Here is a 25471-nt window from a genome sequence, read left to right as displayed (position 1 = left end):
CTTCCCAATCCTCGGCGCTGCCGATGGTCCCCCAGATGCCCTACGCTCGTCCAGCGGAGGAACGGGCGCAGTGACTCTACCGTAACGGCGCGCAACGGAGGTAGTCATGCTCAGGCGGCACCGAGAGCGGCTCACCCAGGTCGGTCTCGTGGTCGGCGTGCTGGCGACGGTGCTGGTGACCACGTTCGGGATCGGCTACCGGTCCTCGAAGGCGGTGCTCGGCGACGCCAGCACCTACGTCCAGAAGGGCCAGACCGTCGTGCGGGTCAACGCCGAGAGCGGCGAGGCCGACGCCCGGTCCGCCCGCGCCCTGGCCACCGGCCGGCAGCGGCTGGAGGTGGTCCAGGTCGGCCCGGATCGGGTCTACGTGGTCAACAACGAGACCGGTGAGACCTGGCGGATGCCCACCGACGACATGCGGCCGACCCGGGTCGACCAGGCTCCCGGTGGCGGCCGGCCGACGCCGGCCGGCGCGACGCCGTCGGCCGGCACCTCCGGCCGGCCCGCCACGGGCGCCGGCGACCAGCCGTCCAGCCCGCCGTCACCCGCCCCGGACAAACGGCCGGCGGCGGACGGCCGGGAGGGCCCCCACCAGCTCGTCACCGGTGGCGAGCGGGCCTATCTGCTGAACCCGGTCGACGGCACGCTGGCCCTGCTCGACGGGAACAGCTCCCGACCGGTGAGGCTTCCCGCCAGGGTCGACGACGCCGTCGTCGACAGCCACGGGACGGCCTGGGCGCTTTCCCAGATCGCCGGCAGGCTCTATCGGATCGACGGCGACGGGGTGCGGGACGAGTCGGTCGTGTCGGCGCCGGAGGGTGCCGTCCGGCTCACGCTCGCCGGTGACCGTCCGATCGTCTACCAGGCCGTCCGGGGCGACGGCGGCTCGGCCCGGATCATCGGTGACGGCTCCAAGGGCGATCGCACGGTGGACCTGGACAAGCGCATCGACGCCGGTGCGGTCCGGGTCGCCGAGCCGGGTGCGCCCGTCCCGGTGCTGGTGACCCTGCACCAACCCGAGGACACCGTTTCGGTGATCGACTTCAGGACCGGCACGCAGTACGAGGCCAGGCTCTCCGGGCGGCGGGGCATCCGGGACTACGGCCGGCCCGTGGTGACCGGGGACCGGATCTACGTACCGGACCACCAGCAGCGCCAGGTGATCGTCCTGGAGTTGGGCACGCTGCGGCAGCGGCGTGCCGTGCAGGTCCCCGGCACCGGTCGGTTCGAGGTGACGTACCGCGACGGGCGGGTCTGGGTCAACGACCCGTACGCCCGGCGGATGCTGGTCTTCGACCGGGACGAGCTGCGCGAGGTGGACAAGGGTCGGGGTGACGGCGTGACCGACGACCCGGCGCCGACCGCGCCGCGCACCACTCCCCCACGGACCACTCCCCCGCGGACCACCGCGCCGACTGTCCGTCCGACCACGTCGACCGCGCTGCCCAGCCGAACCACGAGCCCTCGACCGACCCGGTCGGCCAGTCCCCGTCCCCGGCCAGCGCGGACGCCGCAGTTGGTCGAGGTACCGCAGGTGGCCGGCAAGGATCAGGCCACGGCCTGCGCCGACCTGACCGCAGCGAACCTGCGGTGCGTGCCGACCACCCGCAGCGACCCAGGATGTGCAACCGGTCAGGCGCTGGCCTCGGTGCCCGAGTCCGGTTCCCGGGTGCACCCCAAGACCCAGGTGACCGTCTTCGTCTGCGGCCCGACGGTGGTGCCGCCGGTCCTCGGCAGCTTCGTCGACCAGGCGTGTCAGGCGATCCAGAATGCCGGGCTGACCTGTACGCCGGTCGAGGGCGGGATCGCCGCGACGCCGGCGGAGATGGGCAAGGTGATCGGGCAGAGTCCCGAGGCGTCCAGCCAGGTCGCCAACCGGACGCAGGTCACGGTGACCTATCTCGGCAAGGACCGGGTCACCGTGCCGGACGTGAACGGGCTGGCGTCGGCGGCGGCGTGCGAGCGGTTGGCGTCGCTCGGCTTCGGCTGTGCGCCCAACCCGGAGGAGGTGACCTGGGACGTGGACGTGGTGAAGAGCCAGGACCCATCCGCCGGTACGGCCGCGGCCGTCCCCGGAACCCAGGTGAAGATCAACTACCAGGACACCGCCGCCGTGCACCTGCAGCGGTTCAAGGTCAGCGGCCAGGACGCCCGGATGCTGTCGCTCGACCCGAACCCGCAGGCCGGTTTCGAGCAGCAGCCGGCGATCGGTGGGGCCTACCCGCCGGACGCCCAGGTGCCCGGCCTCGTCGACGTCTACGGCTTCGTCTGCCGGAACAACTGCGGCGGCGGCACCCGGGACATCAGCTACTACTACTCCCAGGACCCGAACCCGCCCACCTCGCGATACGAGAGCATGGGCCGGATCTTCCGGTGCTTCGGCAGCCCGGTGCCGGGCACGGCCCTGCTGAACGGCATGTACAGCAACGCGCGACGGGCCTGGGCCTTCGCCCCGGTGGGCAGTTTCGAGCATGACTCGCACACGCAGAACGGTTACACCGACCAGACCACCAATATCTGCTACATCTGGTTCAAGGTGCCGCCTTTCCGTCCGAACGGGTAACGAGGAGCCCCCGACGTCGCCGACTGCTACGACAACGCCATGGTTGAGACGTTCTTCGCCACCCTCAAAACCGGCCCCGTGGCCGGGCGCAGCTACCGAGGTTTGGCCCAGAACGCCGACCCGCCGGCGGTGTCGTTGCAGGTGGGAGCTGCCTAGAATGGCGTGCGATCTTCGTCCGGTCACGCTGGGATCAATCGCTGTGAATAATCATTTTCTTGATGAAGTCGACTTGACGGACAGGATGGAGCGGAACCTGGCGGAACACGCCTGTCACCTGCACCGGAGCATGGCTGGTGCGACCGTCACAGAGACCGGTGACCTCTTGGTCGCGGACAGCGGCCTGGACGACGACACGTTCAACATCGTCGCTGCGGCCCGCTTCACCGACGCCAGCGTCGCAGCCCGCATCACCGAGACCGCCGAGACACTGGCCCACACCAGCCGCCGCTTCTCCTGGTGGGTTGGGCCTGCATCGACACCCGCAGACCTCACCACCCGCCTGACGGCATTCGGTCTACCGGCGTCCGAACGCGAGACGGCGATGTGGGCCGAACTGGACAACACCCTGCCGCCTCCCGCCACCCCGGAACTGGACATCCGGAGGGTGACCACGCCCGAGCAACTCGCCGATTACGCCACGGTCCTCGCCGCGAACTGGAAGCCGCCCGCCGAAACCGTCCAGGACTTCTTTGCCCGGGCCGCCTCGCAGGCGCTGGCCGCGGCCTGCCCGGCCCGGTACCTGGTGGGCTACGTGAAGGACCGTCCGGTCTGCTCCGCCGAGGTGTTCCATCACGCGGGAGTCGCCGGCATCTACAACATCTCCACCCTGGCCGCCCACCGCCGGCGCGGCTATGGCGGCGCCATCACAGTCGCGGCCCTCCGCACGGCCAGTGACCGAGACCACCGCATCGCGGTCCTGCAGGCGTCAGCCGACGGCGAGCCCGTCTACCGCCGCCTGGGCTTCCGCTCCTGCGGCCAGTTCATCGAACATGCCATCAACCGGCGCTCGCTGCCTACGCACAACGAACCTGACTCACCGCCGGGTGGCCCCTGACCGCCGCACCTAACGCTTCCCCGGCAGGCAGGAAGCACCATGGCTTGGGTGCCGGAACCATCTGGTCCACCAGACGCCCGCCCGCATGCCGAACGTTGACGGGCCGTTCACTTGGTGACGGCGCTGGACGGCTGCCGCAGGGAACCACTCGACGGGGTCGATCCGGATCACACGGGTACCGGCCGACAGTCATGGCACAGAACGACACAGAGCACCGCCGAAACGGAGGAGCACCAACGGAGCACCAAGCGTCCACATCATGGATGACCGTGCCACATGCCAGGACAGGAAAAGGCCGCGACCCGCGTTTCCGCTGGTCACGGCCTTGATCGTAAAGTGCGCCCGAAGGGACTCGAACCCCAACCTTCTGATCCGTAGTCGGAACCGAGCAAAATATCTCTATCGTGAGCTTAGACTCCTATAACGTACTGGTTCAGCGGCTCTCCGTCCATACGGAGGGCTTTTCGTTTCCGCTGGTCCAGGCGTTGCACTGAACAGGCCGCCGCTGGCGAGGGCTGGCAGAGCTCCTGCGATGCTGGAACAGTCGCGCCAGTGCTGATGGGGTGCCGAACGTCCGAGCACCATCGGAGCACCACACGACCAGCTCAACCAGGGGCAGGCCAGCGAGATCTGCCTCATCGTGGTCCGGGTTGCCGGGTAGATGAAGGGCGGTGGCTCGGCGAGGGAGCGCTCGATATCACGCCAGCGGCTCATCACGACCTCGAGTTGGGCGAACGGCAGTTCCTCGCTCCGGGTCTTGGACCGTGCCCTGGCCCGCTACGGCCATCCACGCCAGAGACCACAGCCTTCCTCATCGGGGCCGCCCATACAGGCGGCCCCGACGAGTTCCGGGCAAGGAAAGTTTGCCCCAATAGTCCCGGCGTCACCCAGGCCCTGAGCGCATGCTCCATGGAAGGTCAACCAGTAGGCGCCGGGATTTGGCTATCCGGTTGCAAGGACCGCGAACAGCGCTCCGCTGACCAGGTAGGGCCCGAACGCGAGGTGGCTGCGCCCGCGCGCGGCGACGCCAAGCGCGACGGCGTGGGGTGCGGCGAGGAGGTAGGGCAGTACCGCCCCGAGGAGCACCGCGGTCCAGGTGGTAGTCCCGAGGGCCAGGCCGAGCATTCCGGCGAGTCGGACGTCGCCCATCCCCATTCCGCCGCCGAGCAGCGCGAGCAGCAGGTAGATCCCCGCCAGCAGCCCGCCGGCCGCGATGGAATTGACGGACATCCATGGCTGGCGAGAGACGGCGGCAGCGACACCGGCCATTGCAACCAGGGCGGCGGCGGTGGCGAGCACGATCGGGGTGGGTAGCCGTCGCACTGCCACGTCCACGCACGCCAGCAGCAGGCCGGCACTGGCTACCAGGAGCCACGCCGCCAACAGCACCAGGTCATCTGCGGTCGTGGGGTCCAGCCGCCAGGCCAAGGCGGCCGATGTGACGGCGAGGATGCCGCTGAGCAGCGGCCACGCGGGGCCAAGGTTTCGTGCGCAGTTGGCGCAGCGGTTGCCGACGACAATTCAACCCCGCACCCCGGGCTGGAAGGCAGCTGGCAGTGATGGCAGACGGCGCGCGGTGGCGAGTCGGCCGGGACGGACAACCAGTAGGTCGGTCGCGGGATCAGCGCGCCGGCACCTTCGCCGAGGATGCCGGCAGTAAGGATGACAGCCTGGCGCATCGCCCCGCGCCTCGCCGGCGTTCGGGTGGCGCGGTCACGGCCTGCGGGTTGGCCGGGTGCCGGTCATGGGGGCGGCGCTGTCGCGGTACCGCTCGGCCCACTGTTGGATCTCCTGCATGAACCCTAGGAGCAGCGGGAGGAGTTGGCGCCCGGTGGGTGTCAGCTGGTACAGGAGGCCTTCATCGCTGCTGCTGCGGACGATCAGGTCCCGGTTTTGCAGCCGGCGGAGTGCCTCGTTCAGGGACTTTCCGCTCGGCGTGGACCGGATGGTTTGGAGCAGGTCGGAGACCGGGTGTGATGACCATGGGCGCCACAAGCGGGACCAGCAGCAGTGGCGCAAGCCCTCGGGCAACAGACACAACAGCCCTCTCTACCTTCCTACCGGAAGCCGGCGGCAGTGGTTCTGGGCGCAGGTGGCTGACCTCGGACGCGCCGAGTGCGGATCATGATCGCCACGTCGCTTAGCCTGCTCCTGAATCGACGATCGATCTTTCCGCGCAGCATTTCCAGCCCCACCGTGGTGGCCCATCGTAAACCCATCGGTGACAGGATGGAGGCGCGATGAGGGCGAGACATCCATCCGGACGCATTGGTTGGGAAACGGACTTCAGAGCTCGTATGCGAGCCCCATCAGGCCACGCGGAATGCTTAGTCCTTCTGCTACCCGTTCGAGCACCTCGTAAGAAGTCACGCGCTGTCGACCTCGGATCACTGCACGGACCTGGTTCTCCGTCGTGCCAGTAGCGGCGGCGATCGCCGACTGACTCCAGCCACGCGATTTGAGGAAGCGGAACACCGCACCGATGTCGTGTTGACGCAGTAACTCGGTGAGCGACCGCCCCTCAAACTGATCGTTGAGCCACCAGGACGGGTCAGCGTGACTAGGTGCCCGCCAACCTGTGTATCTCACGGGCATCGCCTTGATTGCAGCGATGCTGCCCGGCAATGCGTTCGTGGTCATCCTGTTCTCCCAATACCTAGGGCGGTGTCGGCGGGCGCGGTGACGTCTTGCGCTACGCCCGATCGACGAGGTGCGGGTCCCCGGCACCGGGCTGCCTCGTATCTGATCGCTCTTCGTCGGGATGTGGACACCGCCCGCCAGGGACTTTCGCGGACGTCTTGATGGTGATATAAAGGCCCCCATGCGTCCCTCTGCCATGGCCGAAGCCTGATGCCCAACGAGCGCCTCCGAGGTGCCCTGTCTGCCAAAGGGCTGACCACACAGCGGTGCGCAGAAGTCATCGGAGTTGACCCGAAGACGGTGGAGCGTTGGATCACGCGCGACCGTGTCCCACACCGTGCTCACCGCATCGCCGTCGTCGACCTACTCGGCGTTGACGAGACTTATCTGTGGCCCTCGGTCGCGGACGACCTCAGAGTCGTATCTGCAGGGCGGGCCGAAATGGTCGAGTTCTACCCGTCCCGCTCGGCAGTGCCGCTGGAGCTATGGCGTTCGTTGATTCAACAGGCACGCGAGTCAGTTGACATACTTGTTTACGCCGGCTTGTTCCTTCCGGAACTCCACGACATCACCCGACTCGGTGATCGAGCACGCCAGGGCTGCCGTATACGAGCGCTTCTGGCCGACCCGAACGGTGCCGGAGTACGTCGCCGGGGAGAAGAAGAGGGATTTGGAATCGGGCTCGCCCATCGCGTGCTGCTTAGCCTGCGCTACTACGAGCCGATCCTGGCTATCCCAGGCGTAGAACTACGCTTGCACGATACGACCTTGTACGCTTCCATCTTCCGGGCTGATGAGACGATGCTGGTCAACACGCACGTGTATGGCTCGACTGCTGCTCACAACCCAGTTCTGCAACTACGGCGTGTTCCAGGTGGCCGCGTTGTTGACCATTACATCACCAGCTTCGACCGAGTCTGGAACCAGGCGAAGCCCACAACGAACATTGATGCGGTAATAGCCGCCTTCGACGGGAGATGAAGAATGCCGCGTCGTGATTACTTCAACGACCCCAATGCCCCAAAGGCAAACAGCGTCGTGCCGTCGGTCGTCGCGGCGGTACGGAACCAACGCGGCGAACTCCTGATGATCCACCGTACCGACAACAACTTGTGGGCCCTTCCCGGCGGTGGGCACGATGTCGGTGAGTCAATCTCTGACACTGTGGTGCGTGAGGTGCGAGAAGAGACCGGCATCGAGGTAGAACTGATGAGCCTCGTCGGCATCTACACCAACCCGCGTCATGTTATGGCCTACGACGATGGCGAGGTACGCCAGCAGTTCTCGATCTGCTTCACAGCTAGGCCGGTCGGCGGGCAACTGGCTACCTCCACCGAATCACGCGACGTCCGATGGGTGGATCCGGCCGATCTCGACCAACTCGACATCCACCCGTCGATGCGCCTCCGCATCGACCACGCTCTCCTTGACCAGGCCAACCCGTACATCGGCTGAAATCGGAGGGACGCTAAACCACCGCAAGACGCCCCGGTGGGCCCCAGAGAGTGGGTGGGAGCAACACGCTGAGCGGCTACCGTTTGGGGAGTGTCTGACCTCATCGCCCAAGCTCAACAGCTCGCCGCTGATCTGCTCGACTCTCCAACACTTGCTCAACGCTGGGCCCATGTACGGGGTGTCGGGCAACGGGCAGTCGAGCTGACGGCCACGGTCGAGCCAGCCAAACGCGATCTGTTAGTGGCCGCGTCGTGGCTGCACGATATCGGCTACGCCGCCAGCCTGGTGGACACCGGCCTCCACTCCCTGGACGGCGCGCGATACCTGCAGCAACACGGTTTCCCGCCTGAGCTTGTGGGGCTAGTCGCCCATCACACCTGCGCCCGCTTCGAAGCGGCCGAGCGCGGCTTAGCAAATGAACTTGCCATCTTCCCGCTCGACGACGGGCCGCTGATGGACGCACTTGTCACCGCCGACCTCACGGTCGGACCACAGGGACAGCGGCTCAACGCCGACGAGCGTATCGCGGAGATCCTGCGCCGCTACCCTCCCCAGAGCCAGGTCCATCGAGCGATCAATCGTGCTGCGCCACTTCTCCTCGCGCACGTGCGCCGGACTCTGGACAGACTCGATCACACCGCCCTTGATGATGGTCAAGCGCGTGAACGGTGAATCGGCTTGATGGAGATACCCCTAACGACCTCGTGCACGGTTGCGAGTCCTTGAGCATCGATGATCGTTGTCCTGGTCATGGCTGGCGCGATGATCATGAGGAACCGGCGGCTGACGGGTCTGTCCCGACAAGTAATCGAGGACCTGGTCGTCGAGCTGGCGCCACGGTGGCAGGCACGTCACCGCGACCGCCTCGCCGCACGAGCCCGTCGTCGCGCCATCGGCGCCGGGGCGAGGCACCGTCTCGGGTTCACCGACCGGCTGCTCGCCACGCTGGTGCACCTGCGGCACGGGTTGACTCACGACGTGGTCGCCGCCTGGTTCGGGGTGCACCGCTCCACGATCACCCGCAGCGTCGGCGAAGTCCGACCACTACTGGCCGACCGGGGCTGCCGCGTGAACGGCGGGATCCGGCTACGCACCCTCGCCGACGTGGTCGCGCACCTCGGCCACCACCCCCCGGGCCCTCATGGACGCCACCGAGGTGCGCGTCCGCAGACCGATCGCTGGCCGGCTCGGTCGGGACCGGTTCGTGTCCGGCAAGGCCCGGCTCAACACCATGAAAGCCCTCGTGATCTGCGATTCCGTCGGCACGTTGTTGTTCTGCGGCGAGATCCGCCGAGGCTCGATGCACGACATCACCCAGGCTCGCACCGCCGGGCTCGTCGACCTTCTCCTGCACACACCACTCGGCGTCCAGGTCCTCGCCGACGCCGGCTACCAGGGACTGGGCACCGACACCAACGGAGTCGTGATCACCCCCAAACCCAAACCACAGAAACGCCGCACATCGCTTCCACCGAGCGTGGTCGCCGCACACGACGCGCCCGGAAACGGCACTCCTCGCAACGCATCCGCGTCGAGCACGTCATCGGAACACCTCAAGAACTGGCGCATCCTGGGCCGCTACCACGGCCGACGCGAACACCTCGACTTCACCATTCGTGCCATCGCCGGCCTACTGTCCGACCACCAACACACCAACCGAAACGAAAACACACCCCGGCGACCCAGGGCACTACCAGCCACCCCACATACACGATAAAGAACTGCGCTCGACCATCAGCAACCCTGCACGAGGTCGTTAGACCCAAAGATGCGAGGAATCCACAGGCCTACCGCGATCCGTTCAAACACCTCGCAGGCCGTCACTTTGCGCACACCCTTAGCGATTTCGGCGGCCCCTCCCAGACCTCAGAGGTCCACCACGAGAGATCTACCTGGACGCTCACGGGCACCTGCTTCCGCCTAGACGAAAGACATCGACCAGGACCCTAGCATCGACGCCATGACGATTAGCCGATAGCTGGACACCTTGGCCGACGCCATCGAAGAAATCATCCGCACCGGATTGCTTGCTTTCAGCCCCACCGCGACCCCCCACCATGACCCCCCACCATGGCGTCGACAAACTTTCATGCCTGCAGGCAGGCTGAAGCAATCCCAAGCCCCGTAACTCCGGTTTCCATAGCCCGGTTCGTCGACCACTTTGGATTCCGCAATGCCCGGTAACAAGTCCTAGACTCAAGGCCACTTGCCCAGGCGATCGGATGTCCGGTCGCCATGGGGCGCCCGCGACCCATGTGTCGCAGTGCCGGCGCTGCTGGGCGCGTCCGGTTCCCACGACTGATGAGGGGTGTTACCGGTGCCTGAGAAGGTCACTAAAGAGAAGGTCCTGTGCTACATCGTTCGTGACGGGAAGTTGCTGGTCTTCCGGCACACCGATTACAGCTACGAGGAAGTCGGCATCCAGGTCCCGGCCGGCAGCATCCGCGCAGGCGAGACGCCGGAAGCGGCCGCGCTGCGCGAGGCTCGGGAGGAGACCGGCCTTAGGGACTTCAAGCTCGTGCGGAAGCTCGGCGAGACCGAGTACGACATCAGCCCATACCGGTTCGAACTCCAGCGCCGTCACGTCTTTCACCTGGAGCTAACCGAGTCGGCACCGGAGCGATGGATGAGCCAGGAGGACCACGACGGGGAGCAGGAGCCCACGCACTTCGAGTGCTTCTGGATTCCGCTCGAGGCCGCCCACATCCTCCAGTCCGGCCAGGGTGCCCTGTTGGGACGCCTGTACGACTGATCCCCGTCCGGTCACGGCCACCCCGGGAGGCAGCCGATGCGCCACACCACTGAACAGCACGACCCGATGGTCCGCCTGTACCGCGGCCTTGATGCCGAGGACACCGGCAGCGCCGTTTCGGTGATCTTGAAGTTACGGGGTGAGACTTGCGATATCGACTGCCTGTACTGCTACGAGAAACGTAAGGAGGCCCCGGGAGGAGCTCGGATCGACGCCAGCCAGGTACGTCGGCTCACCGAGCTCTTCTCGGGGCGTCCGCTCGCCGTCGAGCTGCATGGCGGCGAGCCACTGACCGCCGGGCGCGACCACGTCGCCGAGGTGCTGCGTGAACTGGCCGCCCAGCCCAGTGTGGTGCGGGTCTCGATGCAGACCAACGGCGTACTCCTCGATGAGCAGTGGCTGGACCTGATTGACGCCTTGTACCCGAACCTCCAGATCGGCATCTCCCTTGATGGGGACGCAGCAGGCAATACCTGGCGGGTCGGTTACGACGGTCAGCCGGTTTACCCGCGCGTGGCCACCGCCCTGCGGCTGCTAGCCGTTCGCAGCCGGACGGTGGGCGTGATCGCTGCGGTCACCCCGGCCGTTCTCAATCGCGCCGAGGCCGTCCTGGACCACCTCGCCGGCTTCGAGGCAGTCAACGCCATCAGCTTCGTGCCCTGCTTCGATGCATCCGTTCAAGACCCCACCGCCGCCCCTGGGCGGCGGCTTCCCGAGAGCCGACTCCTTCAGCTCGCGGCCGTGCGCGGCCCGAAAGGACCCACGTGGGCGACCACCCCGGACCAGTACGCCGAGTTCGTGCTCGCCGCCGCCGCTCGCTGGATCGGTGCCGGATACTTCGCCCGCCTGAAACTAGAACCGGCTGTATCCACCATCCGGCGGCTACGCGGGCTAGACACCGGCTTCTGCCACTTCTCCAGTCTCAAGTGCGACCACGTCTTCACGCTCTACCCAGACGGACGACTCGGCAGCTGTGACGAGCTGCCCTGGCCGCAGGCCAAGCTAACCCTCTTGAACCAGGTTCCCGGGCAGAACGCGGTCGTCGCAGCCCAGCGGCGGTTGCCGCTGCTGAATCAGGGCAAGGCCCTGATGGAGCGGTGCACCACCTGCGCATACCAGTCCGCCTGCGGCGGCGGCTGTGTCGCAACCCGCTGGCGCCAGGACCAGGCAGGGGAGCAGGACGCCTACTGCGACTACCGGATACGGATGATTGACGGCATTGCGGCACTCCTCGCCCAGCCCGCCCATCCGGCGGGCGCCTGGTGCCGCAGGGTGCGCTGGTGCCCTCGCACGCCGAACAGCATGCCCGACATCGCCGCCTTCCTGGCACGCTGGGACCGCCCCAATGCGCCCCGTCGACCTGCGCGGCTGCACACCAGCGCGCACGGCAACATCAACACGGTCGGCCTGCCCGGGGTGCACGAGGCCGACGACCTGGACCCGGCCGACCCCCAGTGGCGGGAGGCAATCGAGCCCGGGGTCCGCGCCCTGGTCGATGCCGTCACTCGGGACTGGCACCTGGTCACTTACGACAGCTGTCAGGGACACCCCTACCCCGGTCTCGATCTGCCACCCGCCGAGCGCCGGGTTGGCATCCTCCCCCGCAACCGGACCGAATACGCGCACGCTGCTGCCGCCCTGTGCCGCGCGATCACTGCGGCGGACACCGACCTGCCCGCCCCAGTCCAGGTGACCGTCGGGCGAGCAGAGTTGACCTGCAAGGCCACCGGACGCAGGAGCCCTGTGCTCGACCTAGCCCTACGGCCGGCCGATGGGCACGGCTGGCCGGCGTACTTCGACGCCGTAGACGCGGCCACCCGCGCCGTCGTCGACATGCTGCGCGGCGAGCGACCCACCGAAGCCGGCTGCTGCTGCCCGACACCACAGGCCACACCTCCGACGAGCGAGGATGTGTGGGCGTGAATCGGGTCACGCACGTGCTGACGATCAACCAGCTTCTGGGGCGGATCGTCTACTTCCACGCCATGTTTATCGAGCCCGCGCTCGAGCCCAGCACGGCGCGCGGACCGGGTCGAGTGTGCTGCAACCATGGCCCAGCCTCGGACCGCAGCACCGTGGGCGAGTTGTTGCCAGACTCCCCCTGGCTGGCCCTCGTCGAGGTCGCCGCCACCCTCCCGGCCCATCATCAGCCGTGCCTGCAGGCCGATAGCGCGTGCTGTGCCACCTGCCGTGTTACGGCCACAGCCGCTGCAATCGCGGCTGGATGGGCGCAGACCGAGTGTCGCAGCTACCAGCGGACTGAGCCCGACGAAACGCTCCTGCACTCCTGCAGACTCGCGGCGGCAGCCCGGCTGGGACGGGCCTTCGCCACCCAGCACGCTGCTTCGTGCCCGGTACTGGACCGGCTGACCGTGCCTGAGCCGCTGCCCGGCAGGGAGGAACTGCCGCTGACCAGCGAGTTGCTGACCCTCTGGGCCAACCCGACCGCCAACACCCACCACCCAGTGGCCAGCTTGCTCAATCACTGCACGGGCTTGGACGACGTCCGCCAAGTGCTCGAGACGAGGAGGACCGACTCGTGATCCACATCGCCGAGACCGTCGCGGTCGGCAGCATCGAAAAGTTCCTCGACGCTGAGGAGCGGGACCGGCTTGCCGCCATCATGAACGGCTTCCTCACTGATGAAGCACGGATCCGCTTCGGCGCGCAGCGGGCCACCTCCATCCATGAGATCCCCGGCCACTCCAACGAGCAGGCTATGGCCATCTACGAACCAGCCGGACGGATCGAGGTCCCAAGGATCCCAGACCAAGCCGAGAACCTGCTTCAACGGGCCTTCGACCGCGCCCGCCCCGCGCTGTCCCGCGTCATGCCGTCGATCACCGCCTGCCGGCCGTGGACCTATGTCGAGTACGGCTGCGGCCAGCACATCACCGGCCACCTCGACGGTATCGCCCCTGACCCGCTCGCCTGGCCGCGGCAGATCGCCGGCATCAGCGTGGTGATCTCCGAGGCGGAGGCCGGCGGGGCGTTCTACGTCGAAAGCACCTCCAGCGACCGCCTGTGGAATGACCGCCTACAGCACGACGCCCAGGAGCATGGCTACGCGAATGGCATGTGGCTGGCCAACGACGGAGCGGACCACTCCGCTGACTGGTATACAGCCATGCCCCGCACCCGGTGGAGCGTGACGCCCGCCCCGGGCACTGCCCTGCTCTACGGCTCCCAACTCACCCACGGCACCGATCCGGTCACCCGTGGTCACGTCGCAAAGTTCATCAGCTGGCTGATCGCCGAGAGGGATTAGGGGCGAGGCATGCTGCTGGCCTTGGAGGGAATCGCCGGAGCCGGAAAGAGCACGCTGCGCGACCGGCTCCTGGCGACCGCCGCCTGCGAGGACATCCGCCTCGGGCACATCGGCCAGTTCGCCTGGCTGTCGTTGGAGGCCACCCGAACCATCATCGGCCTACGGGCCGGGCACCCAGCCGCCAGCGGTAAGCGGGCGGTGGCCGCAGTCCGCCGCGACCTCGAACTCCATTCCCGCCACAATCTCCTCCCCGCCCTATCCCTGGGCCCTGTCGTCGCTGACCGGCTTACATTGTCGACCGCCTGCCTACTCGCCTTGCTGCACGACCGTCCTGTCGCCCAATACGTCCAGCAGCTCGCCGAGGTAACGGTCGCGCGCGCGGACCTGACCGTCCTACTCACCACCGATCTTGAGCTGTGCCGTGCCCGGCTAGCGAGGCGGCCCACGGCGCGCCGCTTCGGGGAGGACCCGTCGACCGCTGCCCGGCTCGCCGACCTTCACGAGCAGGCCGCCACCGCGTGGACCGAGACGACCGGCCTGCCCCTGTTGCACTACCCGTGCGCCACTGATCTCGACCTCGACCTGCTAGTCGCCGCCTGCCTGGACCGGCTGCGTGAAACGGCCCCGGATCCGGCACGAACATGAGGGACCGGCCCATGTACCTGCACCCGATGCACCCCGCCGCCTGGGTCCTTGACAAGCTCCGTGACTCCGGCTGGAACCTCCACGACCTCCTCTGCTTCACCCGCGCCAGCACCTTGGTACTCGTCAGCCGCAACGGGACGCCCCCGGTTGTTCTCAAGGCTGGCTTCGGCAGCAACCACGTCCTAGCCGAACTCGACGAGGCAACCCGCAGAGCCGCCTACGGCTTCTACTGGTATGCCCAGATGAGCGAGGCCGAACGTGCCCTGACTCGCGAGGACTTCCGCCACGAGATCACCGTCACTCGCGCCGCTCAAGGCGCCGAGCACGTCGTGCCGCTGCTGGAAGAGGGCAGCACCGACCGATTCGACTGGTACACCATGCCCCACTGCAACGGCGGCAACTTTAGGCCCCACCTCACCACCGCCCTCCACCGACACCAGGTGACAGTCGGACTGAGGATCCTGGCTGACGTTGCCGAGGGCCTGCACACCCTGCACGAGCGTGGGATCGTGCACCGCGATGTCTACCAGGAGAACATCCTCATCCACGACGGCCACGGACTAATCACCGACCTCGGGGCCGCGCGCCGCACCGACACCCCGCGTGGCCCCATCGCCCGGAGCCCGGAGGTGCACTGGCCCCCGGAGTACGCCACCTCCTACGACCGCGCCACCCCAGCTGCTGACACCTTCAGCCTCGCGGTCCTGGCCTACCGCTACCTGTGCGTTGACATCCCCCGCCACGGTCCTTCCCGGCTGGACACCGCACCCGCCAGTCTTCGCCCAATCATCACAGCGGCGCTCGCCCCGGTGCCTGAAGACCGGCCCTTCATGAGAGAGCTGCGCGAAGCCCTGCACCAGGCGGCGGACTCCGCCGCCATGCCAGCTCAGCGCAGCAGCTAACCCATCATCGGCCGGAAGGAGACCCGGTGCCCACCGCCCGCTCGCCGCCGCACCACCAATCTCCAGAAGATGCACGGTCCACCACTCAGCCTCGGAAGGACGAAGACACACATGGACAACGACCGGATCAGCGACTTCCTCACCGCCGTGGACGACCTGCGCGGCGACGACGAGACCGTACGCAGCACCCGCCACACCTCCAGCGTCTCCGCCGAAGGCTGGCCGACCACCGAGGTTCCGGCGGACACCACGGCACCCGCAAGCACCGACGCCTGAACGACGCGTGCCTCACTGACGGCAGGCCGTAGGTGAGCACCTCCTGGGGCTGGCCCGTTACGGGCCAGCCCCAGGCCCGGCCCAGCCTCGTCGAAAGGAAAGGACTCCACTTTCATGGACGCGCCGGCCATCGTCTTCTCGTTCGCCCCCATCCAGGACTACCAACGCGACCGCATCCGCCGGATCCGCGCCGTCCCCAATCCCACTGCCCCGCACACGGTCAGCACCTCCGACTCCCTGGGAACGGATGCCACCGACTACTGCATAGCCCACCACTTTCTCGAAGGTGCTGAGGCCGCTGCCCGTGCCCGCGAGATAGACACCTTCAACTGGTACGACACCAACCCGAATGTGAATGCCTCGGCACTGTCGACACCCACTGCCGTCGGTCCCCGATTAATCCTGGCACCTGACCCAGACCGTCTGCCCCGCTCGACGATCTCCGAGACCCCCTACTACGTGCTAGGGCCGGACACCATCGCTGCCCCGCCGGAGCTGCGGGAACTTGCCACCGCCGCATACGTCACCGGCGTGCAGAACGGCTTCGCCAGTCTTCTCGCCGACCACGCAGTCGTTGTCTGCCTGCTGCGCCACAAGCAGCTCGGCGACACCCTCGACAGCTGGACCATCACCCGACTACCTGGCACCGTCTACTGCGACCACGTCAGGGAACCCGTCGTGCTGGCCCGCGACCTGATCCACGAAGCGGGCCACAACTGGCTCAACGACGCCTTGAACGCCACCGCCTGCACAATCAGCGACGATGTGACGTTCTACTCACCCTGGAAGAAGATGAACCGACCCGCCTTCGGCTTCCTGCACGCCTGCTTCGCCTTCCCTCTCACCATGATTTACACCGCCCGCGTTCTACCCGAGACCAGCGGCGAGCTACACAGGTTCCTGGCTACCTACCTAGACCAGCAGCGAGAACTACTCGCCCCTACCGCCGCTGACCACGCCCGCGCGCTCGCCCTGATCACCGCACCCGAACTGCGGGATCGCATGCACGTCATCCACCGCGAGGCCCTCAGCCTGTGAACCCCACCAACATCCCGACCGGATCCGACACGGCGGGCCTCGCAGACCGGCTAGGTGAGCCCGGCGTCACCCTGTATGTCCGCCACGTCGACGGCCCGCCGGTGCAAGCAGAGACCGGAGCGGCCAACCTCGAACTCGCCACGCCCGTCGGGAAAGACACCACCTTCAACGTCGGCTCCGTCGCCAAACAGATCACCGCATACCTATGCATCCGCGCCGCCCGCGACCGCCTCCTCACCCTGGACCGGCCGGTTGGCGACATCCTGCCCCGCTTCCACATCCCCGACGTCACCGTCGGAGACCTCATCCAGCACAGGGGAGGCATCCGAGACGCTGAATCGCTTCTCTCCCTGGCCGGCTTCCGCGAACTCGACCACTACACCGCCAGCGACCTGCTCCAACTCGCCTACCGTCAGCAGCGACGGGCCGTCGAGCCGGGCCGCTTCCTATACAGCAACACCGGCTACCTCCTCCTCGCAGAAGTCCTCACACACGCATACAGTGCCGGACTCCGCCAGATCGCCGACCAGCAGGTCTTCGCCCCGCTCGGCATGACCTCGGCCCGGTTCAAGAACGACCCACGCGAGGTGATCCCCGGTGCCGCCGCCAGCTACCAGGCCGTCGCCGATGGATGGCAGCACCAACAACGCCCAGCCACCCTGCCCGGCCCCGGCTCCCTGTGGTGCACGGCCGCAGACCTGGACCGCTGGCTCGCCCATCTTCGGCACGAGTGGCACTCCTCGGCCAACGATGCGCTTCCGTTCGAGCGGGACCTCGGCTACTGGCCCAGCGACCAACCGCCGTTCACGTACGGCGCCGGGCTGTACGCCGATCCTCGCCCAAGCCGTACCGCTGTCTTCCACTACGGCCATGAACAGGGATTCTCCGCCGCCACCTACCTCACCGCCTCAGGACTCCGCGTCATCTGTCTGTCCAACCACGCGGGAATAGCCGCAGACCATGTGGCAGCCACGGCCCTCGCAAACATCACCGACGGCATCAACACCGAACCTGGTGAACTCCTCTCACGTGCCATACCCTGCAGGCCCTCGTTCAACAGCACCTCGCTCAGCAGAGTCCACACCAACGCACCCCACACCGAACTCGGCATCTACGTCTGCGATGAGGTGCCCGGCACCGTACGCCTGACCCGAAGTGCGGGCTCGCTGTGCCTATGGCGTCGGGGGACCCTCGACCGTCTCACCCGTATCGACCCCGCCACCTACGCCGCGAACGGCTACACGCTGACACTTCCGACCGCTTCGACGGACGGTAGGGCTCGGACGCCCGGCGGCTTCATCCTCGACCTCGACCGTGCACCACGGCTGCAGTACCGACGACTGCCTGACTGATCGACTCCCCTGCCAGCGACACCGACCCAACGCCAGCAAGCCGGTGACGCCCCGCCACCGTCCCCACGACGGCCCGGGGCACATCGACATCCTGCGCGGCCGAACGACCGCGCCGAGGCCACGCGAATCGGAAGCGCGTCTGCGCCCCTACCAGGCCGGATCCCTGTAACAGCCCCGCCAGGCCCCCCGCCTGGACCCACCAACACGCACCACGCCGCCACCGACAGTTCCGACACCAACCCCCGCCGAAACAGACGAGCACCAACGGAGCACCACGGTCCCATCAGGCGGGAGAAGTGGGCGCGAAAATGGGAAAGAAGAAGGCCGTGACCCCTGTTTTCGCAGGTCACGGCCTTGATCTTTTGTGCGCCCGAAGGGACTCGAACCCCTAACCTTCTGATCCGTAGTCAGATGCTCTATCCGTTGAGCTACGGGCGCTTGCTGCTGGGCCAGTCTACACACCGGCTTTCGCGCGGAGACTCCGGGATTCGAACCCGGGAGGGGCTTTAAGACCCCAACCGCATTAGCAGTGCGGCGCCATAGACCAGACTAGGCGAAGTCTCCCAGGTGGCCCGTAGACCACCGCGCCCGAGGATACAGGCCCGCACCCTTCCGGGGCAAAGCGACTATCGCCGCGCGGCCGGCCGGGCCGGGAGGGGCAGCTGGCACCGGCCGGGCGGGTATGCCCCGTCCAGGCGTTTCCCCGCTGTGCGGCATCCGGATCGGGGCTAGGCTCCATCGATATGGAGGAGCAGTCGCCGAGCGACCCGTCCCGCCGCGAGCCTGGTGAGAGTGCGCGACGACGCCGCTCTCCGAAGGCGACGTTCATGCCGCCGGCCGTCCCCGATCCCGGGCAGCCCCCGGCCGAGGATCAGACCCCGAGTGCGCCGAGTGCGCCGAAAGCTCCCCGCCCCCGGCCCCGCCGGACGGGGGCAGCCCCCGGGGTGCTCTTCCAGCCGCCCGCGCCCGGCCAGCCGGCATCGTCACGGCCGGCTCCGGTGCTGGCCCCGGCCCAACCGGCCCCGGTCCCCGCTGCGGCGTCGGAGCCTGCCGAACCGTCCGAGGGCGGGGCTGGGCGACGTGATCAGCCACACATGAGCACCGAAGAGGCAGCGACGGGTCCGACTACGGTGGAACCGGCTAGGCAGACCGCCGCGGGGGACGTGCCGGCGACGGCATCCGGCGCCAGCCCCACCACCGCCGGGGGACCCGAACCGGGTGCCCACGCCGCGGCCGAGGCCGGGAGGAAGGACACCGACGTCGAGAGGAAGCCGGGCAAGCCCGGGACGCCTGGGGCGGAGGCCGCCGCCACCGGCCCGGCCCCTCGGTCACGGGCTTCCCGTAAGACGCCCGCCCGTAAGACACCCGCCCCGAAGGCGACGCCAGCCAAGGTGGCCGCGCCCAGCAGGACGGGCCCGAAGGCGAGCGAGCCGCGGCGGGCCACGCCGGCAAGAAAGCGATCGGAGGGGGCCACCACCACCCCGGCCGGGCCGGTGCCCGTCCCCGTGCCGGCGTCCACGCAGCCGACCCGCCCGAGCCTCGGCCCGGAGGCGGGTGCCGGGGCAGGTGGCCGGGTGCCGGGGGCGGCGTCGGCGCGTACCCCTGAGGATGGCCTGCGGGCGACGGCCGGGCGGGTGCTCGACCACCCGGACCTCGCTCCGGAGCTGCTGGCCATCGCCGCCGTGCGGGCGCTCGGGCCACGCGCGGGCGACTGGGCCGCGTGGCACCGCGCGGCCTATCCCGGCGCGACGCCGGACGGGTTGGCGCGGCTCGCGGCCCGTCGGTTCGTCCGGCTGGCCGGGGCGGGTGGGGCCGTGGCGATGCTGGCGGGCCTGTTCGCCCCGGTCGTGGAGCTGACGGCGGTGTGGTGGGCGCAGGCCAGCCTGGTGCTGCACCTGGCTGCGGCGTACGGACGGGACCCGGCCGACCCGGAGCGGGCGGTGGAGTTGCTGGTGCTGACCCGGGTGCATCCGGATGCGCAGAGTGCCCGGGCGGCGTTGAAGGCGGCAGAACGGGCGACGGCAAAACGGGCGACGGCAAAACGGGCGACGGCAGAAGGGGAGGCAGCAGAACGGGCGACGGCGGGAGGGACGGCGGCGGGGGCCGGGACGCCGCAAGCTGCGGAGGCAGGGGCGGGAAGGGCAGCGAAGGCGGCGGAGGAGGTGGCTGCCGCTCGGGTGGCGACCGGTCCGGCCGGGGAGCCCTGGCCCCAGGCCGCGAAGGCGGTCTGGCGGTTGGCTGCGCCGTTGACCGGGCGCGCCGGCGGATGGTGGGGGCTGCGGGTGGCGTCCCGGCTGCTGCCGGGAGCGGCGGTGCTGACCGCCGTGGCGGGCGACTCGGCTGCCGCCGAGCGGCTGGCGGCCCGGGCGGTCGCCGCCTACCGCCCGACCCCGACCCCGACCCCAACCCCGGCCCCGGCGGTTCCGCCCTCGGGACCGGTCAGAGCCAGCTGAACCACGCCTTCGGCAGCAGCGCGTAGCCGACGAAGGCGACCACGTCGAGCAGGGTGTGCGCGACGATCAGTGGCATCACCCGCTTGGTGCGCAGGTAGAACAGGCCGAACACGACGCCCATCACGGCGTTGCCGACGAACGCGCCGAAGCCCTGGTAGAGGTGGTAGGAGCCGCGCAGCACGGCGCTCGCCGCGAGCACCGCGCCGAGCCGCCACTGGAGCTGGCGCAGCCGAGTGACCAGGTAGCCGACGACGATCACCTCCTCCAGCACGGCGTTCTGCGCCGCGGCGAGGATCAGCACCGGGACGGCCCACCAGACGTCCGGCAGGCCGGCGGGGACGAGGGTGGCGTTGACGCCGAGTTGGGCGGCGGCCCAGAACAGGGCGAGGCCGGGCAGGCCGATGAGCGCCGCCAGGCCGGCGCCGCGGGCCAGGTCCGAGCCGGGCCGGCGCAGGTCGACCCCGAGGGTACGGGCGGGGTCGCCGGGGTCGCGGGCCAGCAGGTGTACGGCGAGCAGCACCGGCAGCAGCGCGAAGACGATGCCGAGCAGCTGGTAGGTCAGGTCGAGCCAGGGGCGGGCCGACTGGGAGCTGTTCAGCGCGGCGGTCTGCTTCGACAGCGGCCCGTCGGCGGTCAGCTTCGCGATGATCGACACGAGCGCGTAGACGGCCGACTGCCCGAGCGACAGCCCGAGCACCAGCAGCGTCTCCGTGCCGAGGACCCGGCGGGACACCGGGCGGGTGAGCTCCTCAACGGTCACCGCACCACTGTGCCCGACCGCCCGGCCCGGCGGACACGGGCCGAGCAGCCGGTGTGAGGAGATCGCACATTCTGTGCGACCGGCGCACACGCTCCGTGGACATTCTGTGGGTGCCCGATCCCCGTCAGCCCGATCCGCCGTCAGGAGGAGCGCCCCCGTGGACCATGTCGCGCGGTTGCTGAAGGAGAGCTGGACCCTGGTCGAGGAGGACCGGGACCGGCTGAGCGGTCACTTCTACGCCCGGCTCTTCCTCCTCGACCCCGCGCTGCGTCAGCTCTTCCCGGTCGAGATGACCGGCCAGGGCGACCGCATCCTCGACGCGATCGTCACCGCGACCCAGGTGGTGGACGACCCGGAGAGCTTCGACGAGTATCTTCGCTCCCTCGGCCGGGACCACCGGAAGTACCACGTCGACGCGGCGCACTACGAGACGATGGGTGTCGCGCTGCTGGACGCGCTGCGCAGCACCGCCGGCGACGGCTGGAACCTGGAGTACGACCAGGCGTGGCGGGACGCGTACGGGGCGATCTCGGCGAAGATGCTGGCGGGGGCGGCGGCGGACGACAATCCGCCGTTCTGGCACGCGGAGGTGCTGACCCACGAGCGGCACGGGCAGGACACCGCCGTGTTGACGGTGCGCGCCCTTCAGCATCCGCTGCCGTGGCGGGCCGGCCAGTACGTCAGCGTCGAGGCGCCCCGGCACCTGCCCCGGGTGTGGCGGACGTACTCGGTGGCGAACGCGCCGAACGACGACAACGTGCTGGAGTTCCACGTCCGTACGCCGCCGGGGGCGGGCTGGGTGTCCGGGGCGCTGGTGCGGCGCACGAAACCGGGCGACCTGCTGCGCGTGGCCGCGCCGATGGGCTCGATGGTCCTGGACCGCGCCTCGGAGCGGGACGTGCTCTGCGTCGCCGGCGGGGTGGGGCTGGCCCCGATCAAGGCGCTGGTGGAGGAGCTGGCCGGCTGGAACCGGACCCGCTGGGTGCACATCTTCTACGGCGCCCGCCACGCCGCCGACCTGTACGGGCTGGCCGGGCTCCGCGAGCTGGTGGAGGCCCACCCGTGGCTGTCGGTGACGCCGGCGTGCAGCGAGGAGCCGGACTTCGACGGCGAGCGGGGCGACATCTCCGACGTGATCACCCGCTACGGCCCGTGGACGACCCACGACTGCTACGTCTCGGGCTCGGCCCGGATGGTCCGGTCGACCCTGCGGGCCCTCGCGGAGGACGAGGTCCCGCCGCCGAACATCCGGTACGACACCTTCGGCGACCTGTAGGTCGGCCGGCATCCGTCGTCCCCTCCGGCCGGCATCCGTCGTTCCCCTGCGGCCGGCGCCGTCGGCCAGCCGGGCGGGGCCGGCGGCAGAGAGGCTTTCCTCCCCCCGAAAAGGACCGGGTCGCGTGCCCCCGCCCCCTGGGGCACGCGACCCGGTCCCCCTCTCGGTCGGGGTCGCCCCGGCTCGGGGTCGCCTCAACTCAGTACCGCCAGGGGGTGCCGGTCTCGCGGTATTCCTCGACGGGCACCAGCGGCACGCCGGGCGTCATCCGGTCGACGTACAGGCGGCCCTCCAGGTGGTCGATCTCGTGCGCCACGAGCCGGGCCATGGCGAACTCGAACGAGGTGATGAGGCGGGCGCCGTCCCACTGGGCGTGTTCGACGTCGATGCGCAGCGGCCGGGGCACCAGCCCGCGGTGGTCGAAGAAGGAGAGGCAGCCCTCGTACTGCTCGTCGGTCTCGGGGGACGAGTCGACGACCCGGGGGTTGAGCAGCACCACCGGCTCGGCGGCCCGGTCGGGCGGGCGCACGACGGCGGCGGCCCAGGCGAGGCCGAGCTGCGGCGCGGCGATGCCGACGCCCTTGCTGAACGGGTGCAGCTCGTCGAGGCGGACGAGTGCCGAGCCGAGCCGGTCGACGGCCTCCCGGGCGATCCCCTCCTCGGCGGGCAGGTCGAACTGGCGGCTGGGCTGGCGGAGGAGGTCGGCGCCGCGTTGGACGATGCCGAGCCCGCGCATCCGGTCGCTGGCCCGGACCCGGGCGACGCCGGCCGGGCCGCCCGGGTCGGAGTCGGGCGGGCGGCTGCGGAACCGCCACTGCAACCGGTACCGGGCGTTGAGCGGTGGGTCCTCCGTCGCCCAGTCGAAGACGGCCCGGTCGGCGCGGTCGTGTCGGACGACGGGGCGGCGCAGCGGCCCTTCCTCCGCCGAGAGCGAGGTCTCCAACCCCCAGACCTGGGGGTCCAGCTCCGCAGGGAGGTCCAGCCGCACCGCCAGGTGCCGGGTGGGCAGGCGTACGGCGCGCTGGAACCAGGGGCCCCACTTCTCGCGGCCGACCTGGTACGCGTATTCGATGGTGACCCGGTCGCCGGGGTAGAGCGGGAACCGGCCCTCGTCGTTCTCGAAGAGGAGCCAGATCTCCTTGAACGCGTCCCGGTCGTGCTTGGCCCGCCAGTGCATCGGCTCGGGCTGCCCGCCGCCGTCGTCCCGGTGCGCCCGCAGTTGCAGCTCGGCGAAGGTGAGCGGGTGCTCCCGGTGGTGCCGGTTGGACCGGCCCGGGTCGTTGGGGTAGCGGTCGACGGCGACCCGGACGAGGTAGCGGGTGACCGGTTCGGTGCCGGCGTTGTAGAGCTCCCGGCGGATGAGGCAGTGGTAGGCGTCGCCGGTGTAGGTGAGTACGGCCTGTTCGCGTTCGACGATCAGCCCGGTGCCGGGGGGCATCCACTGGCCGGGGGCGTGGTCCCGGGCGGGCATGGCGGAGCGGCCGTGCCGCAGTTCGTCGTACTCCCGGAAGCGTTGCCAGATCGCGCCGCTGGCCTCCAGGACGGCCTCGGCCCGGCGGGCGAAGTCCTCGGTGGGTCGGTGCCGTCGCCCCTCGACGTGGCTGACGTAGGACGGGTCGAAGCCCATCAGCGTGGCCAGCTGCTTCTTGGACAGCCCCCGCTCGGTCCGGTGCCGGGCGAGTTCGGCCGCGAACGACTCGGCGGCCCGCTCGATGGGAGAGGTCGTCATCAGCTTCCTCAACGCCGGGGAGTATCAGTTTCACTTTCCGTACGTGAACCCGCACAGGAATGGCATCTTGCCGACAGTCAACTTGACAGCTCACCCAGGAACGTCAATCATTTCGCGACCCGGCCGCCGACCTCCGGCTTCCCGCCGCCGCGGATTCCCGGCCGCCGCCCCGGATTCCCGGCCCGCCCGCCCGGATTCTCGGCCCGCCGGGCCGCCGCCCGGGCCGCCGCCCCCTGGCCGACACCCGGCGTTTCCGCCACCCCGGGCCGGGTAGTAGCGGCGCACGACCCTCCCGGTCGACGGCCGCCGGAGTGACCGGAGCCTCCCTTCAGCGGCCAGGTGAGGCTTTCCTTATCCGACCGGGATGGTTAGGCTAGCCTTAGTTCCTGGCCGGGAGCGTCCGGCGGACACCAAAGGCCGACACACCAGAGGCGGGGGGATCAGGTGACAGCGGTGCTGCCCACGCGGGAGACCGCGACGCCGCTCGCCCCGGTGACCGCCACCCTGCGCGCCATGTTCGGCACCGACGACCTGCCCGGCCTCGCCCCGGGGCTGCTCGTGACCGACGACCGGTTCGGCTGGGCCCCGGCCACCAGCCTCGTCGACGGCAGCCGGCTGCCCGAGCTGCTGGCCGCCGCCGCGCTGCGCTGGGGCGGCACCCCGCACGCCTGCGCCGCCCTGGCCTGGAAGTCGTACAGCTACTGGGCCGCCCTGCCGGCCGTACTCGGCTGGGCGGCGGCCCGCCGGGTGCCGCTGCTCGACCCCTCCGACGTGTTGATCCACTTCGAGGACCACCGCCCGCTGGTCACCCTCGGGCTGCGCCGCTCGACGACCGTCGCGGTGCTCCCCGGCGACCCGCTGGCCCTGGCGGGGCTCCCCGAGATCCGGGTCGTCGCCGACGAGGCCGCGCTGCTGGCCGCGCTCCGCGCCTCGCTGCTCGACGCCCACCTCGCCCCGCTGGTCGCCGCCATCCAGGCCGAGGTCCGCATCGGCGCCCGTACGCTGCTCGGCTCCGTCGCCTCCGGCATCGCGCACGGCGTCCTGCGGGCGGCCGACGCGCTGCCCGGCCCGGCGACCCGGCACGTGGAGACGCTGCTCGGCGCTCTCGACCTGGCGGACCTGGTAGAGCTGGTGCCCGGCCCGGCCGGCGAGCCGACGGTCCAGCGCCGCACCTGCTGCCTCGCGTTTACGCTGCCCCGGCCGAAGGTCTGCCAGGGCTGCTGCCTCCGCGCCGCCTGACCCGCTGCCGCCTACGCGCCGCCTGACCCGCTGCCGCGCCCGCCTGGCCTGCCGGGCCGCCGCCGGGCT

23 protein-coding genes, 2 tRNA genes and 1 pseudogene are annotated in these 25471 nt (G+C 69.4%); 19 read left to right on the top strand and 7 right to left on the bottom strand.

The features are described from left to right. Positions 1 to 106 precede the first annotated feature (106 nt). Together ACFYWL_RS10725 and ACFYWL_RS10720 are read left to right on the top strand one after the other, a co-directional pair. Entirely contained in the window at positions 107 to 2563 is a 2457-nt protein-coding gene (locus ACFYWL_RS10725; protein WP_386970243.1) for a PASTA domain-containing protein, read from the top strand. Between the two features lie 157 nt (positions 2564 to 2720). Next, complete coding sequence (locus tag ACFYWL_RS10720) at positions 2721 to 3617, top strand: GNAT family N-acetyltransferase (RefSeq protein ID WP_386970240.1); 897 nt, start codon at positions 2721 to 2723, stop codon at positions 3615 to 3617. Between the two features lie 942 nt (positions 3618 to 4559). Here the strand turns inward: ACFYWL_RS10720 and ACFYWL_RS10715 are convergent. From ACFYWL_RS10715 to ACFYWL_RS10705, 3 genes are all read right to left on the bottom strand, one after another. Then, complete coding sequence (locus tag ACFYWL_RS10715) at positions 4560 to 5045, bottom strand: prepilin peptidase (protein ID WP_386970237.1); 486 nt, start codon at positions 5043 to 5045, stop codon at positions 4560 to 4562. Between the two features lie 285 nt (positions 5046 to 5330). Beyond that, positions 5331 to 5612: a winged helix-turn-helix transcriptional regulator gene (locus tag ACFYWL_RS10710; RefSeq protein WP_386970556.1), complete on the bottom strand. Its 282-nt coding sequence runs from the start codon at positions 5610 to 5612 to the stop codon at positions 5331 to 5333. Between the two features lie 291 nt (positions 5613 to 5903). Further along, positions 5904 to 6257, bottom strand: coding sequence for a helix-turn-helix domain-containing protein (locus ACFYWL_RS10705; RefSeq protein ID WP_386970234.1), 354 nt, complete (start codon positions 6255 to 6257; stop codon positions 5904 to 5906). 441 nt (positions 6258 to 6698) lie between these two features. Between ACFYWL_RS10705 and ACFYWL_RS10700 the strand changes: the two genes are divergently transcribed. From ACFYWL_RS10700 to ACFYWL_RS10635, 14 genes and pseudogenes are all read left to right on the top strand, one after another. Continuing rightward, positions 6699 to 7238 carry a hypothetical protein gene (locus ACFYWL_RS10700; protein WP_386970231.1) on the top strand — a complete coding sequence of 180 codons (540 nt, stop codon included), beginning with the start codon at positions 6699 to 6701 and terminating at the stop codon, positions 7236 to 7238. A 3-nt stretch (positions 7239 to 7241) separates the two neighbouring features. Then, positions 7242 to 7712: an NUDIX hydrolase gene (locus ACFYWL_RS10695; RefSeq protein ID WP_386970228.1), complete on the top strand. Its 471-nt coding sequence runs from the start codon at positions 7242 to 7244 to the stop codon at positions 7710 to 7712. 90 nt (positions 7713 to 7802) lie between these two features. Further along, positions 7803 to 8384 (top strand): HD domain-containing protein, encoded by a 582-nt coding sequence (locus ACFYWL_RS10690; protein WP_386970225.1) that lies wholly within the window; start codon positions 7803 to 7805, stop codon positions 8382 to 8384. Between the two features lie 60 nt (positions 8385 to 8444). Further along, positions 8445 to 8717 (top strand): annotated as a pseudogene (locus ACFYWL_RS10685) (transposase family protein); the annotation flags it as partial. A 136-nt stretch (positions 8718 to 8853) separates the two neighbouring features. Continuing rightward, the gene (locus ACFYWL_RS10680; protein ID WP_386970223.1) at positions 8854 to 9429 is read left to right on the top strand and encodes a transposase family protein; all 576 of its coding nucleotides are present in this window, start codon (positions 8854 to 8856) and stop codon (positions 9427 to 9429) included. Between the two features lie 600 nt (positions 9430 to 10029). Further along, positions 10030 to 10464 (top strand): NUDIX domain-containing protein, encoded by a 435-nt coding sequence (locus ACFYWL_RS10675; protein ID WP_302739814.1) that lies wholly within the window; start codon positions 10030 to 10032, stop codon positions 10462 to 10464. 36 nt (positions 10465 to 10500) lie between these two features. Then, positions 10501 to 12387: a radical SAM protein gene (locus tag ACFYWL_RS10670; protein ID WP_386970220.1), complete on the top strand. Its 1887-nt coding sequence runs from the start codon at positions 10501 to 10503 to the stop codon at positions 12385 to 12387. Then, positions 12384 to 13007, top strand: a complete 624-nt coding sequence (locus ACFYWL_RS10665; protein WP_386970218.1) for a hypothetical protein — start codon at positions 12384 to 12386, stop codon at positions 13005 to 13007. The genes ACFYWL_RS10670 and ACFYWL_RS10665 overlap by 4 nt, the downstream gene beginning before the upstream one ends. Next, positions 13004 to 13732 carry a hypothetical protein gene (locus ACFYWL_RS10660; RefSeq protein ID WP_386970215.1) on the top strand — a complete coding sequence of 243 codons (729 nt, stop codon included), beginning with the start codon at positions 13004 to 13006 and terminating at the stop codon, positions 13730 to 13732. The genes ACFYWL_RS10665 and ACFYWL_RS10660 overlap by 4 nt, the downstream gene beginning before the upstream one ends. Before the next feature lie 9 nt (positions 13733 to 13741). Beyond that, positions 13742 to 14377 (top strand): hypothetical protein, encoded by a 636-nt coding sequence (locus ACFYWL_RS10655; protein ID WP_386970212.1) that lies wholly within the window; start codon positions 13742 to 13744, stop codon positions 14375 to 14377. Positions 14378 to 14388: 11 nt separating this feature from the next. Then, the gene (locus ACFYWL_RS10650; RefSeq protein WP_386970209.1) at positions 14389 to 15279 is read left to right on the top strand and encodes a protein kinase; all 891 of its coding nucleotides are present in this window, start codon (positions 14389 to 14391) and stop codon (positions 15277 to 15279) included. A 111-nt stretch (positions 15280 to 15390) separates the two neighbouring features. Then, entirely contained in the window at positions 15391 to 15555 is a 165-nt protein-coding gene (locus ACFYWL_RS10645; RefSeq protein WP_302739802.1) for a hypothetical protein, read from the top strand. Positions 15556 to 15669: 114 nt separating this feature from the next. Further along, entirely contained in the window at positions 15670 to 16593 is a 924-nt protein-coding gene (locus ACFYWL_RS10640) for an aKG-HExxH-type peptide beta-hydroxylase (protein ID WP_386970207.1), read from the top strand. Further along, positions 16590 to 17945, top strand: coding sequence for a serine hydrolase domain-containing protein (locus tag ACFYWL_RS10635; protein WP_386970205.1), 1356 nt, complete (start codon positions 16590 to 16592; stop codon positions 17943 to 17945). The genes ACFYWL_RS10640 and ACFYWL_RS10635 overlap by 4 nt, the downstream gene beginning before the upstream one ends. A gap of 365 nt (positions 17946 to 18310) precedes the next feature. Here the strand turns inward: ACFYWL_RS10635 and ACFYWL_RS10630 are convergent. Beyond that, positions 18311 to 18383 (bottom strand) — tRNA-Arg (locus ACFYWL_RS10630). A gap of 35 nt (positions 18384 to 18418) precedes the next feature. Next, positions 18419 to 18509, bottom strand: a tRNA-Ser gene (locus tag ACFYWL_RS10625). 1010 nt (positions 18510 to 19519) lie between these two features. On the opposite strand from ACFYWL_RS10625, the gene ACFYWL_RS10620 reads away from it, so the two are divergent. Further along, the gene (locus tag ACFYWL_RS10620) at positions 19520 to 20398 is read left to right on the top strand and encodes a hypothetical protein (RefSeq protein ID WP_386970203.1); all 879 of its coding nucleotides are present in this window, start codon (positions 19520 to 19522) and stop codon (positions 20396 to 20398) included. On the opposite strand, the gene ACFYWL_RS10615 is transcribed toward ACFYWL_RS10620, so the two are convergent. Continuing rightward, positions 20385 to 21158 (bottom strand): CPBP family intramembrane glutamic endopeptidase, encoded by a 774-nt coding sequence (locus tag ACFYWL_RS10615; RefSeq protein ID WP_386970201.1) that lies wholly within the window; start codon positions 21156 to 21158, stop codon positions 20385 to 20387. The two genes, ACFYWL_RS10620 and ACFYWL_RS10615, sit on opposite strands and share 14 nt — an antisense overlap. A gap of 157 nt (positions 21159 to 21315) precedes the next feature. Here ACFYWL_RS10615 and ACFYWL_RS10610 point away from each other — a divergent pair, with 157 nt between their 5' ends. Further along, positions 21316 to 22434 carry a globin domain-containing protein gene (locus tag ACFYWL_RS10610; RefSeq protein WP_386970199.1) on the top strand — a complete coding sequence of 373 codons (1119 nt, stop codon included), beginning with the start codon at positions 21316 to 21318 and terminating at the stop codon, positions 22432 to 22434. 199 nt (positions 22435 to 22633) lie between these two features. Here the strand turns inward: ACFYWL_RS10610 and ACFYWL_RS10605 are convergent, their stop codons facing one another. Further along, positions 22634 to 24163 (bottom strand): peptide deformylase, encoded by a 1530-nt coding sequence (locus tag ACFYWL_RS10605; protein ID WP_386970196.1) that lies wholly within the window; start codon positions 24161 to 24163, stop codon positions 22634 to 22636. Positions 24164 to 24676: 513 nt separating this feature from the next. Between ACFYWL_RS10605 and ACFYWL_RS10600 the strand changes: the two genes are divergently transcribed. Next, positions 24677 to 25402 (top strand): IucA/IucC family C-terminal-domain containing protein, encoded by a 726-nt coding sequence (locus tag ACFYWL_RS10600; protein ID WP_386970553.1) that lies wholly within the window; start codon positions 24677 to 24679, stop codon positions 25400 to 25402. Positions 25403 to 25471 lie beyond the last annotated feature (69 nt).

The sequence above is a fragment of the Micromonospora sp. NPDC002575 genome, assembly GCF_042889525.1.
In the GTDB taxonomy this organism is placed as follows: domain Bacteria; phylum Actinomycetota; class Actinomycetes; order Mycobacteriales; family Micromonosporaceae; genus Micromonospora; species Micromonospora carbonacea.
The sequence above is the reverse complement of the archived record's forward strand: the minus strand, read 5'-3'. Positions and strand labels throughout refer to the sequence as shown.

Bases quoted from the DNA above. Each gene is read 5' to 3' on its own strand.
- ACFYWL_RS10725 (WP_386970243.1), top strand. From the start codon at position 107: ATGCTCAGGCGGCACCGAGAGCGGCTCACCCAGGTCGGTCTCGTGGTC.
- ACFYWL_RS10720 (WP_386970240.1), top strand. From the start codon at position 2,721: ATGGCGTGCGATCTTCGTCCGGTCACGCTGGGATCAATCGCTGTGAAT.
- ACFYWL_RS10705 (WP_386970234.1), bottom strand. From the start codon at position 6,257: ATGACCACGAACGCATTGCCGGGCAGCATCGCTGCAATCAAGGCGATG.
- ACFYWL_RS10700 (WP_386970231.1), top strand. From the start codon at position 6,699: ATGGTCGAGTTCTACCCGTCCCGCTCGGCAGTGCCGCTGGAGCTATGG.
- ACFYWL_RS10695 (WP_386970228.1), top strand. From the start codon at position 7,242: ATGCCGCGTCGTGATTACTTCAACGACCCCAATGCCCCAAAGGCAAAC.
- ACFYWL_RS10680 (WP_386970223.1), top strand. From the start codon at position 8,854: ATGGACGCCACCGAGGTGCGCGTCCGCAGACCGATCGCTGGCCGGCTC.
- ACFYWL_RS10670 (WP_386970220.1), top strand. From the start codon at position 10,501: ATGCGCCACACCACTGAACAGCACGACCCGATGGTCCGCCTGTACCGC.
- ACFYWL_RS10655 (WP_386970212.1), top strand. From the start codon at position 13,742: ATGCTGCTGGCCTTGGAGGGAATCGCCGGAGCCGGAAAGAGCACGCTG.
- ACFYWL_RS10650 (WP_386970209.1), top strand. From the start codon at position 14,389: ATGTACCTGCACCCGATGCACCCCGCCGCCTGGGTCCTTGACAAGCTC.
- ACFYWL_RS10645 (WP_302739802.1), top strand. From the start codon at position 15,391: ATGGACAACGACCGGATCAGCGACTTCCTCACCGCCGTGGACGACCTG.
- ACFYWL_RS10640 (WP_386970207.1), top strand. From the start codon at position 15,670: ATGGACGCGCCGGCCATCGTCTTCTCGTTCGCCCCCATCCAGGACTAC.
- ACFYWL_RS10605 (WP_386970196.1), bottom strand. From the start codon at position 24,163: ATGACGACCTCTCCCATCGAGCGGGCCGCCGAGTCGTTCGCGGCCGAA.
- ACFYWL_RS10600 (WP_386970553.1), top strand. From the start codon at position 24,677: ATGTTCGGCACCGACGACCTGCCCGGCCTCGCCCCGGGGCTGCTCGTG.